Annotated in this window: 14 protein-coding genes; 13 read left to right on the forward strand and 1 reads right to left on the reverse strand. The window is 59.8% G+C overall.

Annotated features, from left to right (window positions below; all coding sequences use genetic code 11):
* Positions 1-53 precede the first annotated feature (53 nt).
* From ACTRWH_RS11670 to ACTRWH_RS11685, 4 genes are read left to right on the forward strand one after another with little or no spacing between them, the layout of a single operon-like run.
* The gene (locus tag ACTRWH_RS11670; protein WP_085681410.1) at positions 54-620 is read left to right on the forward strand and encodes a YdeI/OmpD-associated family protein; all 567 of its coding nucleotides are present in this window, start codon (positions 54-56) and stop codon (positions 618-620) included.
* A complete protein-coding gene (locus ACTRWH_RS11675; protein WP_462826421.1) occupies positions 617-2005 on the forward strand; it encodes a C13 family peptidase in 1389 nt (462 codons plus the stop codon). The genes ACTRWH_RS11670 and ACTRWH_RS11675 overlap by 4 nt, the downstream gene beginning before the upstream one ends.
* 28 nt (positions 2006-2033) lie before the next feature.
* Positions 2034-3254 (forward strand): helix-turn-helix domain-containing protein, encoded by a 1221-nt coding sequence (locus tag ACTRWH_RS11680; protein ID WP_428399029.1) that lies wholly within the window; start codon positions 2034-2036, stop codon positions 3252-3254.
* A 35-nt stretch (positions 3255-3289) separates the two neighbouring features.
* Positions 3290-3916, forward strand: a complete 627-nt coding sequence (locus tag ACTRWH_RS11685) for a Vgb family protein (protein WP_428399027.1) — start codon at positions 3290-3292, stop codon at positions 3914-3916.
* Between the two features lie 62 nt (positions 3917-3978).
* Here ACTRWH_RS11685 and ACTRWH_RS11690 read toward each other — a convergent pair whose 3' ends face one another.
* Entirely contained in the window at positions 3979-5223 is a 1245-nt protein-coding gene (locus ACTRWH_RS11690) for an MFS transporter (protein ID WP_428399025.1), read from the reverse strand.
* A gap of 174 nt (positions 5224-5397) precedes the next feature.
* Between ACTRWH_RS11690 and ACTRWH_RS11695 the strand changes: the two genes are divergently transcribed.
* The 9 genes from ACTRWH_RS11695 (at position 5398) to nuoI (ending at position 14863) form a co-directional block, all read left to right on the forward strand.
* Positions 5398-5625, forward strand: a complete 228-nt coding sequence (locus tag ACTRWH_RS11695) for a hypothetical protein (RefSeq protein ID WP_462826422.1) — start codon at positions 5398-5400, stop codon at positions 5623-5625.
* Positions 5626-5728: 103 nt separating this feature from the next.
* Complete coding sequence (gene ndhC / locus ACTRWH_RS11700) at positions 5729-6145, forward strand: NADH-quinone oxidoreductase subunit A (RefSeq protein ID WP_041335332.1); 417 nt, start codon at positions 5729-5731, stop codon at positions 6143-6145.
* 72 nt (positions 6146-6217) lie between these two features.
* A complete protein-coding gene (locus tag ACTRWH_RS11705) occupies positions 6218-6895 on the forward strand; it encodes a NuoB/complex I 20 kDa subunit family protein (RefSeq protein ID WP_075195905.1) in 678 nt (225 codons plus the stop codon).
* A gap of 11 nt (positions 6896-6906) precedes the next feature.
* On the forward strand, positions 6907-8652 hold the full coding sequence (gene nuoC / locus ACTRWH_RS11710; RefSeq protein WP_075195904.1) for an NADH-quinone oxidoreductase subunit C/D: 1746 nt from the start codon (positions 6907-6909) through the stop codon (positions 8650-8652).
* Entirely contained in the window at positions 8652-9167 is a 516-nt protein-coding gene (gene nuoE, locus ACTRWH_RS11715; protein ID WP_075195903.1) for an NADH-quinone oxidoreductase subunit NuoE, read from the forward strand. The genes nuoC and nuoE overlap by 1 nt, the downstream gene beginning before the upstream one ends.
* A complete protein-coding gene (gene nuoF, locus ACTRWH_RS11720) occupies positions 9164-10546 on the forward strand; it encodes an NADH-quinone oxidoreductase subunit NuoF (RefSeq protein WP_075195902.1) in 1383 nt (460 codons plus the stop codon). Before nuoE ends, nuoF begins: the two co-directional genes overlap by 4 nt.
* A 30-nt stretch (positions 10547-10576) precedes the next feature.
* Positions 10577-13309 (forward strand): NADH-quinone oxidoreductase subunit NuoG, encoded by a 2733-nt coding sequence (gene nuoG / locus ACTRWH_RS11725; RefSeq protein WP_462826423.1) that lies wholly within the window; start codon positions 10577-10579, stop codon positions 13307-13309.
* The gene (gene nuoH / locus ACTRWH_RS11730; RefSeq protein WP_462826424.1) at positions 13306-14283 is read left to right on the forward strand and encodes an NADH-quinone oxidoreductase subunit NuoH; all 978 of its coding nucleotides are present in this window, start codon (positions 13306-13308) and stop codon (positions 14281-14283) included. The genes nuoG and nuoH overlap by 4 nt, the downstream gene beginning before the upstream one ends.
* Before the next feature lie 31 nt (positions 14284-14314).
* Positions 14315-14863, forward strand: coding sequence for an NADH-quinone oxidoreductase subunit NuoI (gene nuoI / locus ACTRWH_RS11735; protein WP_036205735.1), 549 nt, complete (start codon positions 14315-14317; stop codon positions 14861-14863).
* The last annotated feature ends 25 nt before the right edge of the window (positions 14864-14888 follow it).

The raw sequence follows: 14888 nt of genomic DNA on the forward strand, positions 1-14888 counted from the left end.
GATAAGGTCAAAGAAAGTGGTAATGCCTAGTGCATGTCGAGGGGAGGAAAAGCATGGAGCAAAGTGAAACAAACTCTCAGTTCAACGCGGAATTACTTTGTCCGGCGAAGCCCGGCGAAGGCGCTCCCTGGGCCTTTATCGTTCTGCCCCGGGAGGCAAGCGAAAAGCTTCCCAGGCGGGGAAGAACAACGGTAGAGGCCAGCCTCAACGGTCATCATTTTCAGGTAACGCTCGAGCCCGATGGTCAATTGAGCCATTGGCTAAAGGTGAGCAAGGAACATCTCGAAGCTGCAGGTGTGAGCGTCGGTGATGTTGTTGATTTGGGCATCAGGCCGGTGGACCAGGAACCTGAACCAGAAGTTCCCTCGGACCTGCAAGAGGCGTTGGAAGCGGCTCCTGAGGCTCGGGTGGTTTGGAATGAGACAACCACCATCGCGCGTCTGGACTGGATTCATTGGATTGTCTCAGCCAAGCAGGCAAAAACCCGGACGAAGCGGATTAGCGATGCGTGCGACATGCTGGCCTCGGGAAAGCGGCGCGTTTGCTGCTTTGATCCTTCAGGGTATTACAGCAAAGCACTCAGTGCGCCCAAGGCGGCGGACACACAGGAGATTGGATGAGCAAGCCCGTTGTTTCAAGCCCCCTGCGGCGAGCTTTCCCGCTTGTCGCAATCCTTTTGCTCACCGCCTGCGATGCGCCACAACTTCTTCCGCCTGACGCCCGCCTTCCGGACGGCAGTACCTATTCCGGTGATATTCAGGATGGTTACTTTCACGGTGAAGGCGTTCAGGAATTTGCCAGTGGCATGGTCTACACCGGCCAGTTTCAGGAAGGCTACTGGCACGGCCATGGTGAGCTCGAATCTCCGGCGGGTTGGCATTACGAGGGCGAGTTCCAGAAAGGGACGATGTCGGGACAGGGCGTAATCGAAGACGACGGCAGTCGCTACGAGGGGGAATTCCGGAACGGTGAGTTTCACGGTGAGGGGCGTTACGAAGCCGGTGGCAGTGTCTATATCGCTGAGTTTGAAGATGGCGAGCCCGTGGAGGGAAAACACGTTACGGATTACGGCACCTACGAAGGGGAGTTCCGTGACTGGTATTACCACGGGGAAGGCAGCTACGCCTTTACCGGCGAATCGGAGGATCTGGGCAGCCTCACAGGAACCTGGGAGTTTGGTGAGTTCGTCGATCAGGAAGAGTACGTCGCGGAAGCACCTGTCCCGGAAGAACCAGCGCTTTTGACCGAGACTATTCTCGTCGAAGACCGTCAGCGCCTGAACAACCAGATCGAGAGCCTGGCACCGGAACAGGCGGGGGCGGCAGACGCCTACTTCCTGGCCGTGGGTGGCGACGGCACCGAGTCGGTGTTCATGCGCGATATCCAGGTTGCCAAAACTGGCCTTCAGGCGCAGTTCGATGTGGAAAACCGCGCCATCATGCTGCTCAATCACCGGGACTATGAAACGTTTCCTCTGGCTACCCGGCCATCCATTGCCTCAGCTCTGGAGGCATTGGATGCGCAGATGAATCCTGAGGAAGACCTGCTTGTGGTTCACCTGGTCAGCCACGGTATGCAAAACGGACAACTGCTGTTGCAGCAACCCGGTATCGAGTTGCCGAACCTCTCGCCGCAGGATTTTGCGAAAATGCTGGAACCACTGAACGCGCGCCGAAAATTGCTGGTAATTTCGGCATGCTACTCCGGCCAGTGGATAGAGCCACTCAAGGACGAAGACACACTGATCATGACCTCCGCGCGGGCAGACCGTACCTCTTTCGGCTGTGGTGATGACTCGGAAATGACCTGGTTCACCAAGGCGGTTTATCAGAGTGTGGGGCTGTCATTGGCCGACCCTGATGCCATGTTCGAGGACATCAACCAGCAGATCCGAACCTGGGAAGAAGAGATTGGTATGGAGGAATCGAATTGGTCCTATCCCCAGTCGCACGTGGGTGAGAACCTGCGAGAGTGGTTGAGCCAGATGCCTCAGCCTGCACCTTAGAAAGCTAAAACACCGTGACGAGCTCGCGATGGACCCGATGATCACAGCCGCTGGCCGAGCGCTTGCGATGGGCGACCCGTTGGCCGCGCTGAACTGCGTTGCCTTGCGCGACGACGCGCCGTCGCTTGCGCTGCGTGGCATCGCCATGGCCCAGCTCGGAGAACTGGACCGGGCCAGGGTGTTGATAGGCAACGCTACCCGTGCTTTTGGTTCGCAGAAACCGTTGGCACGCGCAAAGTGCATTGTGGCCGAGGCGGAAATTGCGCTTGCTTCCCGTGATCTCGGCTGGCCATCCCGCAAGCTTGACGCAGCGCGCGAGGTGCTGGAACAGCATGGCGACCGGGTGAATGCAACGCATGCGCGCTATATCGATATCCGGCGCCGGCTGCTGATCGGTCGACTCGATGAAGCTGAGCTCGAACTGGGGGTTATGGACGTAGCCTCGTTGCCGCCGGCGTTGAGAGCCATCCATGAACTTATTGTTGCCGGGATCGCTATGCGGCGCCTGGAAACCCAGGTGGCACGCGATGCGCTCCTGCAGGCCGAACGCGCCTCACAAAACGCCGGTATTCCGGCTCTTGTGGCTGAAGTCGCCAGTAAAGTTGAACTTCTGGGCTTGCCCGCCGCTCGCCTGACCAGGATGGGTAGTGAGCGGTTGCTGCTTCTGAATGAAGTAGAAGCGTTAATGGCGTCCCAGGCGTTTGTGGTCGACGGGTGCCGTTTTACCGTGAAGCATAAGGAAGCTGTTGTGTCACTCGCGACGCGCCCTTTGCTGTTTGTGTTGCTTCGCATCATGGCTGAAGCCTGGCCCAAAGAAGCATCCAGAGACGAGCTGATTGCACGGGCGTTTCGCATGAAACAGGCTGATGATTCCCATCGTGCGCGTCTGCGGGTGGAGATCGGGCGCCTTCGTGAGTTATTGAAGCCGTTGGCAACCGTGGATGCCACCTCACGGGGTTTTGCACTGGTGCCCCATGAGGCGTGCGAGGTGGCCGTCCTGGCACAGCCAGTGGAGGAAAAGTACGCGCCTATACTGGCACTGCTTTCCGATGGTGAGTCCTGGTCGAGTTCCGCCTTGGCTCTGGCGTTGAATATCGGCCAGCGCAGCGTGCAGCGGGCACTCGATACGTTAGCGACAGAAGGCAAGGTTTATTCGTTTGGCCGGGGCCGCAACCGCCGCTGGACAACGCCACCCATTGCCGGATTCGCGACAATCTTGTTACTCCCTGGTTCACTGGCCCTTGGCTAATATGGGGACGTGATTCAGTCAACCAGGAGATGACCATGAAACAGTTTAGTGCAGAGATTCTCAACGAGTACGGCCCCTTCCACGGAGCTGAGCAGATCCATGGGGTTACATTCGATGGGCAGCGCGTCTGGTTTGCATCCGGTGACAAACTGAATGCAATCGATCCGGATAGCGGCAAGCCGGTCGATTCCCTTAGTGTGCCCGCACAAGCCGGGACCGCTTTTGACGGACACCATATTTTCCAGATTGCGGACAGCCAGATTCAAAAGGTTGATCCAAAAACCGGCGAGGTACTTGGAACCATCCCTGCGCCAGACGGCTGCTCGGGGCTGGCATGGGCGGAAGGTTCTCTCTGGGTGGGGCAGTATCAGGCGTGCAAGATTCATCAGCTGGACCCGCAAACAGGGAAGGTTCTTCGTAGCATCGAATCCAACCGACATGTGACCGGTGTTACCTGGATCGACAGCGAACTTTGGCACGCCACCTGGGACGGTGACGACAATGAGATCAGGCAGATCGACCCTCAGACCGGGGACGTTCTGAAAAGCATTGCAATGCCGTCCGGCGTTGGCATATCGGGGCTTGAGGCCGATGGCCGTAGTCGCTTCTTCTGCGGAGGTGGCCAGAGTGGGAAGTTGAGGGTTGTTCGTCGTCCGGATTAGCTGCCCAAACCATCCATGGACAGGTGGCTCAGTGGGGTTGTTGCAGGCGCATCCTACGCATCCTAGATGTCTCGTGATTCAAACTCTGTATTGCGCGGATCAAGTTCCTCAACCCCCAATCCTGCTTCCGGAGTGACGGTGTAGTACTGCTCCTGCTGCTCCACAGTTGGGTGTTGGCGCTTCGGCCCCGCAACCATGAACAGGATCAGCCCTCCCAGCATCAGGGCATTGCTGACGAAAAGGCCCCGCGGCCCCAGAAGGTCCATGAACAGGGAACTGACCAGCGGGCCGATGATGCTGCCAATGCCGTAACTCAGTAACAGTGCTGTGCTCGCTGCGGTGATCTGGTGGGTTTCCATCAGGTCATTGGTGATGGCCACAGCGATGGGGTAGATGGCAGCACTGATGCCCATGTACAACCCGACAAACAGCACCAGGGCCACCATGCTGATGTTGCCAATAATGGCCGCAGCCAGACTGCACACGGCAGCGACGATGGCGGCCACCAGCATGACCCGGTATCGGTCGAAGCGGTCGCACAGTTGCCCGATGGGCCAGGCCATCAGCATGGCAGCCACGATGGCCGAAGCCATGAAGTTGGAGAGCTGCCCGAGGTTCAGGCCAATCTGATTGGCGTACACTGGTCCCATGGCATAGAAGGCACTGATGAGCAGCCCGGCGATCAGTGCGCCGAGCGTGCCCGTTGGTGACTTGTTATAGAGTTTACGTAATGACAGGCGTTCACCCTGCGAAACCGACGGTGACTCCCGGCGGGTCATTGTCAGGGGGGTGAGGGCGAGCACCACCAGGATGGTGGCCAGGGAAAAGGGAATAAAGCCCGCCGGGTCGGCGACGCGTATCAATACCTGACCCCCGGCAGTGGATAGGAAGAAGATGACCTGGTAAATGGCAAACAGGCTGGCCCGGTTACGGTTGTCGGCCTTGCTGCTGAACCAGCTTTCCATCACGATCATCAGGCCGGCCATTACGAAGCCGCCCACGGCCCGCAGGCCACCCCAGAGTCCGGCCTGGACGGCCATTGGATAAATCAGAATCGAGGCAGAAAGCACCGCGGCGAAAACCGCGAACGCGCGGATGTGTCCCACCTTTTCAATGATGCGCCCGGCATAGAGCGTGCCGGCCACAAAGCCGATGGAGTAGAACGCCAGGATCCACCCGATCACACTGGCGCTGAAGTCTTCGATGCTGAGCCTGAGCCCCAGCAGGGTCATGAGGAAAGCGTTACCCGCGATGAGCAGAATGATGCTCAGGATCAGTGACGTCAGGCTGATGATGGTTTGCCGCATCAATCGTCGGTCCCCGCTTGTCCGCTAGTCTGGATGTCCGTATAAGTTTGTGGGGTGGTGCGGAAATACTGTAGTGATGGTCTCGCTTGAATTAAAGGGGCCCATCCGATTCGTCTGTGGTGTGAATTCGTGCGCTGTTGAGAACAGCGCTTCAGAGGTGAGGTAGAAAGTTCATTGACGCCGGAACAAATCTATACCCTGCTGGAAACCATCCCCGACGCCCGTGACGGTCTCACCCGCACGGAGCGGATCATTCTCTATGTGTTACACGAAACCCAGCATGAGTTAAAAGGTCGTAACGTGCCAACGGTTATGCTCTATGGCCGGGTGGTGGAATACGTCAACATCAGCGAAGCGGAGCTCCATGTCTATCTGGACAGGTTGGGTGTGAGGGGCGGCTGAGTTGCCCCAGGTCATTGATTTTCGCCGTTCATTATTTGCGCAAACGCTAATCCACTGTTAGGTTTCTAGTCAGGGCTTCATCCTGAATTCATAGGGAGAGCGCATGGCAGACACCGTCACTGACTTGCTGGTCCGCTACTGGGCCACCGGCTTCTTCATCGTTGCCACATTGGGCCTTTGTGCCTTTATGGTGGGTGCCTCCAGCTTGCTTGGAGGGCGTAGCCGGGGTGTCAGCAAATCCCTCCCTTTTGAGTCCGGCATCGTCGGCACCGGTGATGCCAGACAACGCTTTTCCGTCAAGTTTTATCTGGTCGCGATGCTGTTCGTGATCTTCGATATCGAAGCCGTGTTCCTGTTTGCCTGGGCCATTGTCATTCCCGACGTGGGCTGGACAGGATTCTGGGGCGCGGCGGTTTTTATCCTGATTCTGCTGGCCGGTCTGCTCTATGACAGTCGTACCGGTGCCCTGGACTGGGCCCCGGAATCATCCAGCGGTAGACCTCGTAGTCCGGCAGGCTGATTCAACGCACCCGATTATGGCGCGGGCCAACGGTGATTTCGCTGTTGGGACCAGCGCCCATGGAGGCGCAGCATGTCCTACACACTGACCAGGGCGGAACCTTCGCCGGACGGTGACACGCAATACCCTGTACGGCAACAGGAACCGTCGGAAGATCCGGTGAAACGCCAGCTTGAACGCAATGTGTTCACCGGCAAGCTGAGCGACGTTCTCAATTCCGCGGTCAACTGGGGCCGCAAGAATTCCCTCTGGCCCTACAACTTCGGGCTGTCCTGCTGCTACGTGGAAATGACCACGGCCTTCACCGCGCCCCACGACATTGCCCGTTTCGGCTCCGAAGTTATCCGCGCATCGCCCCGACAGGCGGATTTCATGGTGATTGCCGGTACCTGCTTTATCAAGATGGCACCGGTGATCCAGCAACTGTACGACCAGATGCTGGAACCCAAGTGGGTAATCTCCATGGGCTCCTGCGCAAACTCCGGCGGTATGTACGATATCTACTCGGTAGTGCAGGGCGTCGACAAGTTCCTGCCAGTGGATGTGTATGTGCCCGGTTGCCCGCCCCGGCCAGAGGCCTTTCTGCAGGGGTTGCAGTTGCTGCAGGACTCCATTCAGGAGGAGCGCCGCCCGCTGTCCTGGGTGGTGGGCGATCAGGGTGTCTATCGGGCGGAGATGCCGTCCCAGCGTGAAAAATGGCGGGACCAGCGCATCCAGGCCACCGAACTGAGAACGCCGGACAAACTGTGACAAACGCAACGATGACGACAGGCACCGCTGACTTAGAGAGCCTGCTGGGCGATTTTAGAGAGGATGTACTGCATGTACAGCCCACGCTGACGGGCATGCCCGTATTCTGGGTGTCTCGTGAGAGCATCGTGGATATCCTGACCCACTTGAAGCGGCAGCCAGCGCCATTTTCCATGCTCTATGACCTGTCGGCCGTGGATGAGCGCTTGCGTGGTCACAGGAACGGTCTGCCAGAGGCTGACTTCACCGTGTTCTACCACTTGCTGTCGGTGGAGCGTAATGAAGACCTGATCCTGAAGGTTGGGCTGCCAGAGAGCGATTTGCGGGTGCCCACCGTTAGCAACGTCTTCGCCAATGCCAACTGGTACGAGCGGGAAATTCTGGACATGTTTGGCATCGCCGTCGCCGGACACCCGCATCCGGAGCGGATCCTGATGCCGCCGACCTGGACAGGCCACCCGCTGCGGAAGGATTACCCCGCCCGGGCCACCGAGTTTGACCCCTATACCCTGACTGTGGAAGGCCAGGATGCCGAACAGGAAGCCATGCGGTTCGACCCGGAAGCCTGGGGCATGCAGCGTGAACGCGACGGGGCGGAGTTTATGTTCCTCAACCTGGGGCCCAACCACCCATCCGCCCATGGAGCTTTCCGCATCGTGCTGCAACTGGACGGTGAGGAAATCGTCGATTGCGTGCCGGACATTGGCTACCACCACCGGGGCGCCGAGAAAATGGCCGAGCGCCAGTCGTGGCACAGCTTTATTCCCTACACCGATCGCATTGATTACACCGGTGGCGTGATGAACAACCTGCCTTATGTGCTGGCCGCAGAAAAACTGGCCGGTATTGAGGTGCCGGACAGGGTGAAGGTGATTCGGGTGATGATGGCCGAGATGTTCCGCATCACCAGCCATCTGCTGTTCCTCGGGACGTACCTGCAGGATCTGGGGGCCATGACGCCGGTGTTCTACACCTTCAGCGACCGGCAGCGGGGCTACGAGGTGATCGAAGGCATTACCGGTTTTCGCATGCACCCGGCCTGGTACCGCATTGGCGGTGTGATGCAGGACCTGCCACAGGGTTGGGAAAAATTGGTGCAGGGCTTTCTGGACTGGATGCCTGCACGCCTGAAGGAATACGAGCGGGCGATGATGGAAAACGCCATCGTGCGCGAGCGGACCCGCCATGTGGCGGCCTTCAATACAGCCGAGGCACTGGAGTGGGGGGTGACCGGGCCTAACCTGCGGGCCACCGGCTGCGATTTTGATTTGCGTAAGCAGCGGCCTTACTCCGGTTATGAACAGTTCGATTTTGAGGTGCCGCTGGGCCACAACGGGGATGTGTTCGATCGGGGACAGTTGCGTATCGACGAAATGCGCCAGAGCCTTCGAATCATCCAGCAGTGCGTCAACAATATGCCCACGGGTGACTACAAGGCAGATCATCCGCTGACGACGCCGCCACCCCGGGAACGCATGCTCCAGCACATTGAAACCCTCATTACCCACTTCCTGCAGGTGTCCTGGGGGCCGGTGCTGGAACCCAATGAATCCCTGCAGATGATTGAGGCCACCAAGGGCATCAACAGTTATTACCTGACCAGTGACGGCAACACCATGAGCTACCGTACCCGCATCCGCACCCCGAGCTTCCCGCACCTGCAGCAGATACCGGCGGTGATGCGTGGAGGCTTCGTGCCGGACCTGATCGCCCACCTGGGCAGTATCGACTTCGTGATGGCAGACGTGGACCGCTGATGATGGCAACAACACCGCAGACACATCGGCTTATCGGCACCGACGGATTCGAACTTGATCCCGCGGACGAGGCCGCGATGCTGGGAGAAGTGGGGCACTACGAGCAGCCTCAGGCCGCGTGCATTGAGGCCCTGAAAATCGTCCAGCGCCGATACGGCTGGGTGCCGGATGGTGCCATTGGCGCCATTGCAAAGGTGCTTGGTATCGGCCCCGCGGCGGTAGAGGGCGTGGCGACCTTCTACAGCCTGATTTTTCGACAGCCGGTGGGTCGGCATGTGGTGCTGGTCTGTGACAGCAGTTCCTGTTTTCTGAGTGGTTTCGACGAATTGAAACAGGCGTTGGCGAGCCATCTTGGAATCGACTATGGCCAGACCACAGAAGACGGCCGGTTCACCCTGCTGCCGGTCTGCTGCCTGGGTGCCTGCGATGGCGCGCCGGCGCTGATGATTGACGATGATACCTATGGCCCGGTGTCGCCGGACGACCTGCCGGGCCTGCTGGAGGGTTACCCATGAGCGAGTCCATTTCCAGCCAGCGAACATCCGTGCGTTATCGCAGCCGGCTGTTGCAACCGGAGGCGGACCGTCATCCGGATACCCATCCGCTGACCTGGCGGCTGCGGGACGACGGCGAAGTGATCTGGCTTGACGAATACCTGCGCAAGGAAGGCTACCAGTCGGTTCGCAAGGCGCTGGACAACGGCGACCCTCAGGCCATCATCGCCACCATGAAAGACGCCAATGTACGAGGTCGCGGGGGTGCGGGCTTTTCTGCCGGGCTCAAGTGGAGCCTGACCCTGCAGGGCGGCGACATGCCCCGGGGCTACCTGATCTGCAATGCGGACGAAATGGAACCAGGCACCTTCAAGGACCGCCTGCTGATGGAGCAACAGCCTCACCTGCTGATCGAAGGCATGATTCTGGGGGCTTTGGCCAACAATTCCTTTTACGGCTACATCTTTCTACGCGGTGAATACGTGGAGGCAGCGCGAGTTCTGAACCGAGCTCTGGACGAAGCCAGGGAGGCCGGTTGGCTGGGCGCCAACATTAATGGCAGCGGCTTTGATTTCGACATTGCCGTGCATACCGGCGCAGGGCGGTACATCTGTGGCGAGGAAACCGCGCTGATCAATTCGCTGGAAGGCAAACGGGCCAACCCCCGTGCCAAGCCGCCGTTCCCGGGCCAGTCCGGGGCCTGGGGCAAACCCTCGGTGGTGAACAATGTGGAAACCCTGTGCAACGTGCCGGCGGTGATCCTCAAGGGTGCGGACTGGTATCAGGCACTATCCGGTGATCGCACTGACGACGGTGGCAGCAAACTCTATGGCGTGTCCGGCCCGGTGGAGAAGCCCGGCCTGTGGGAATTGCCCATGGGGACAACCGGCGCAGAAATCCTTGAGCGGGCTGGGGGTATGCGTGGCAACCGATCACTCAAGGCCTGGCTGCCAGGCGGCGCCAGCACCGGGTTTCTGTTGCCGGAGCATCTCGAGCTGCCGCTGGATTTCGACACCGTGGGCAAGGAAGGCAGTCGTCTGGGGACGGGGTTGCTGACGGTGGTACCTCAGGAACAGAGCATGGTGGCGCTGATGCGCAACCTGGAGGAATTTTTTGCGCGGGAATCCTGTGGCTGGTGCACCCCCTGCCGGGACGGGCTGCCGTGGACGGTCAAACTGCTGTGGGCACTGGAACTGGGGCAGGGTGAAACTGGCGATATCGAACTACTGGACAAGCTGGCGGCGGACTGCGGCCCAGGGCTGACCTTCTGCGCCCATGCTCCCGGCGCCGCCATGCCGTTACAGACGGCCCTCAAACACTTCCGGCAGGAGTTTGAGCAGGGCGTCAGCAAACCCAGGGGTAAGGCCCATCAGGACCCGATTCCGGTGGGAGAAATCTGAGCGAAAGTCATCGAAGGATAGGCAGGCAACATGGCGACGATTCACGTGGATGGACAACGCTATACGGTCAATGGAGCCCACAACCTGCTCCAGGCGTGTCTGTCCCTCGGCCTGGATATTCCCTATTTTTGCTGGCACCCGGCCATGGGCAGTGTGGGTGCCTGCCGCCAGTGCGCGGTCAAACAGTATAAGGACAAGGACGACGACAAGGGCATGGTGGTGATGTCCTGCATGACGCCAGCCGCGGATCAGACCCGCATTGATATCGACGATGAGGAAGCCAAAGCCTTCCGCGCCAGTGTGGTGGAGTGGCTGATGATCAACCATCCCCACGACTGCCCGGTGTGCGAGGAGGGCGGGCATTGTCACCTGCAGGACATGACGGTGATGACCGGCCATGATCGCCGCCGTTACCGGTTCCGCAAGCGCACGCGCCGGAACCAGTATCTGGGGCCGTTCATTGCCCATGAGATGAACCGGTGCATTACCTGTTACCGCTGTGTGCGTTTTTACAACGACTACGCTGGTGGTACCGACCTGGGGGCCTTTGGTGCCAAGGATAATGTCTATTTCGGTCGCTACGAAGAAGGCATTCTGGAAAGCCCCTTCGCCGGCAATCTTACGGAAGTATGCCCCACCGGCGTGTTCACGGATCAGAGCCATTCCGAACGTTACACCCGCAAGTGGGATCTGCAGTTTGCGCCCGGCATCTGCCACCAGTGTTCAATGGGTTGCAACATCAGCCCGGGGGAGCGGTACGGAGAGTTGCGCCGTATTGAAAATCGCTACCACGGTGAGGTGAACGGGTATTTCCTCTGTGACCGGGGCCGGTTCGGCTACGGTTACGTCAACCGGGCAGATCGGCCGCGACTGCCGGAATGTCGGGAATCGTCAGGCAGTGATCCGGTCAGCCTCGAAGTGGACACCGCTCTGGCCCGTATCAGCGACGCTCTGCGCCATTCCCGCCGGGTGATCGGCATCGGCTCGCCACGGGCCAGCCTGGAGAGTAATCACCAGTTGCAGGCATTGGTCGGCGTGGAAAACTTTTCCACCGGCATTGAGTCGCGGGAACAGGCCTGCCTTGACCTGATGAATCATCTGCAACGCCATACCGGCCTGCCAACGCCCACGCCCCGCGAGATGGAAGATCACGACGCCGTGTTGGTTCTGGGCGAAGACCCGGTCCAGAGCGCCGGTCGTCTGGGCTTGAGCCTTCGTCAGGCCGCGCTGTCGCGCCGTGAGGCACTGGGCGAGACTATTGGTGTGCCGGCCTGGAATGCCGAAGCCCTCAAAACTCTGGCGCAGGATCGTTACCACCCGCTGTTTATCGCCTGGCCCACGACCACGGACCTGGACGATGTGGCTGCGGCTCGCTATGCCTTGAGTCCCGATGAGATTGCCAGCCTTGGCTTTGCGGTGGCCCATCGGATCGACCCGGCCGCCCCGCCGGTGGAAGGGCTTTCCGAGGCCATGGCTGAGGCTGCTGAAACCATTGCCACTGCTTTAATGGCGGCGGAGCGTCCGCTGGTTATCAGTGGTGGATCGCTGGCCTCCGAACCGGTACTGGAAGCGGCCGGGAATGTGGCCCGAGCATTGTCCCGGCGCGCAAAACGGGGCGGGCTGGCACTGATACGGCGCGAGGCCAACAGCACGGGCTTGTCGCTGATGGGCGGCCAACCGCTGGACTGGGCACTGGAAGAGCTGGCTAAAGGCGACGCGGATGCCGTGGTGGTGCTGGAAAACGACCTGTACCAACGACTGCCCCGGCAAACGGTGGATACAGCACTGGCGCAGGCAGAGATCTGCGTGGTGCTTGATCATCAACGCACAGCAACGGCCGAGCGCGCCACCTTCCTGCTGTCCGCGGCCAGTTTCGCGGAGGCGGACGGTACGCTGGTTAATCTGGAGGGCCGGGCGCAACGCTTCTTCCAGGTATATGACCCCGGTTACATGCGGCCGGAAAGCCGTATTCATGAAAGCTGGCGCTGGTTGCACGCACTGGCGGTGAACCTGCAAGGCGAGAAGGCCGGTGATATCACTCTGGATACCGTCATTGCGGCGTGTGTCGAGGCTCATCCAGAGCTGAGCGGTATGGAGGAGGCCGCTCCCGCCTCACACTACCGCATTGATGGTCTGCAGCTGGCGCGGGAGCCCCACCGGTACAGTGGCCGTACCTCCATGCGGGCGAACCAGAACGTCAGCGAACCACGGGTGCCGCAGGACCCGGATTCCGCGTTTGCCTATTCCATGGAGGGCTACAGCGGTTATCACGAACCCCGGCAGCAGGTGCCCTTTGCCTGGGCGCCCGGCTGGAACTCGCCTCAGGCCTGGAACAAGTTTACCGACGAAGTAGGCGGGCATTTGCGCGGCGGTGACCCCGGCGTGCGTTTGATGCGCCCGGTTCCGGGGCAGGGCCATTACAGCCGGCCGCCTCAACGTGCCGAGGGCGTCGAAAGTGGAGAACGCTCGCCAGCTTTACGGGCTCTGATTCTGCCAAGACTGTTCGGTGGCGAAGAGACGTCCTCATTGGCCACGCCCATTCAAAAACGTACGCAAACGCCCAGTGTCACCCTGAGCCGGGAAGACGCTGAACACTTCTCGGTCCGGGGCGGTGACACGGTGACCATTCTTGGGGAAACGCTATCAGTGGTTCAGCAGGATGGCTGGCCTAAAGGCTGGATCGGTCTTCCCGCCGGGCTGTTTGCCGGACTGCTTCCGGGAGAACCGGTAGCACTGGACAACTCCGCCGGAGGTGAACCATGAGCTGGTGGACTCCGCAACTGGCTGCCATTGCCTGGGGGATGTTCCAGGCCCTGGTGATCCTGCTGGGCGCCGTGCTGCTGGGTGCAGTACTCACGATTGTGGAGCGCCGCCTGCTTGGGCTCTGGCAAGACCGTTACGGGCCCAATCGGGTCGGGCCGTTTGGCACTCTGCAACTGGTTGCGGACATGATCAAGATTTTCTTCAAGGAAGACTGGATACCGCCATTCGCCGACCGGCCGCTGTTCGTCCTGGCGCCGGTGATTGCCTTTGCCTCATTGCTACTGTCGTTTGTCATTATCCCGATTACCCCCGGTTGGGGCGTGGCGGACATGCACATTGGCCTGCTGTTTTTCCTGGCCATGGCTGGGGTCAACGTCTACGCGGTGTTGCTCGGGGGCTGGTCCAGCGGCAACAAATACGCCCTGCTGGGCGCCATGCGAGCCACGGCCCAAACACTGTCCTACGAAGTGTTCATGGGGTTGTCGCTGATGGGGGTGGTGGCCATGGCCGGGTCGTTCAACCTGCGAGACATCGTCAACGCCCAGGAAGGTTTCTGGTTCATCATTCCCCAGTTCTTCGGTTTCGCCACCTTCCTGATCGCCGGTATTGCTGTCACGCACCGCCACCCGTTCGACCAGCCGGAAGCGGAACAGGAACTGGCCGACGGGTACCACATTGAATATTCCGGCATGAAGTTCGGCCTGTTTTTCATCGGCGAATACGTGGGCATGGTGCTGGTGTCGGCGCTGATCGTCACGCTGTTCTTTGGTGGCTGGCACGGCCCGTGGCTGCCGCCAATTCTGTGGTTTGCGCTCAAGACCGGCTTCTTCCTGATGCTGTTTATCCTGCTGCGGGCATCGTTACCCCGACCCCGATACGACCGGGTGATGAGTTTTGGCTGGAAGGTGTGCCTACCGCTGACACTAATCAACTTACTGGCGACGGGGGCGGTGATGCTCCTGGTGGCTGAATAAGGGAGGACTTATGGAAAGAGAAAAGGTCCCGATCATCAAACACATGCTCTGGCTGTTGCCGGCCACCTGGTCGCAATTGCGCACCCTGGGCATGGTGTTCATGCACAGTTTTCGCAAGCGTGAGACGGTGAACTACCCGGAACAACAGGTCTATCTGCCACCGCGCTACCGCGGCCGCATTGTGCTGACCCGCGATCCGGACGGCGAAGAGCGTTGCGTGGCTTGTAACCTGTGTGCGGTGGCCTGCCCGGTGGATTGCATCTCGCTGCAGAAGGGGGAGCAGGAAGACGGCCGCTGGTACCCGGAGTTCTTCCGCATCAACTTCTCCCGCTGCATCTTTTGTGGCATGTGCGAGGAAGCCTGCCCGACGTCGGCCATCCAGCTGACGCCGGACTTCGAGATGGGCGAGTATGATCGCCAGCAACTGGTGTACGAGAAAGAGGATCTGCTGATCAATGGTCCCGGTAAAGACCATGACTACCACTTCTACAAGGTAGCGGGCATGGCCATCGGTGGTAAGGACAAGGGGCAGGCCCAGAACGAGGAGGCGCCGGAGGATGTGCGCACGTTGTTACCCTGATAGTCACTGCAATAGCGACCGTAAG

This window comes from Marinobacter sp. G5_S1_61_S3, assembly GCF_054968585.1.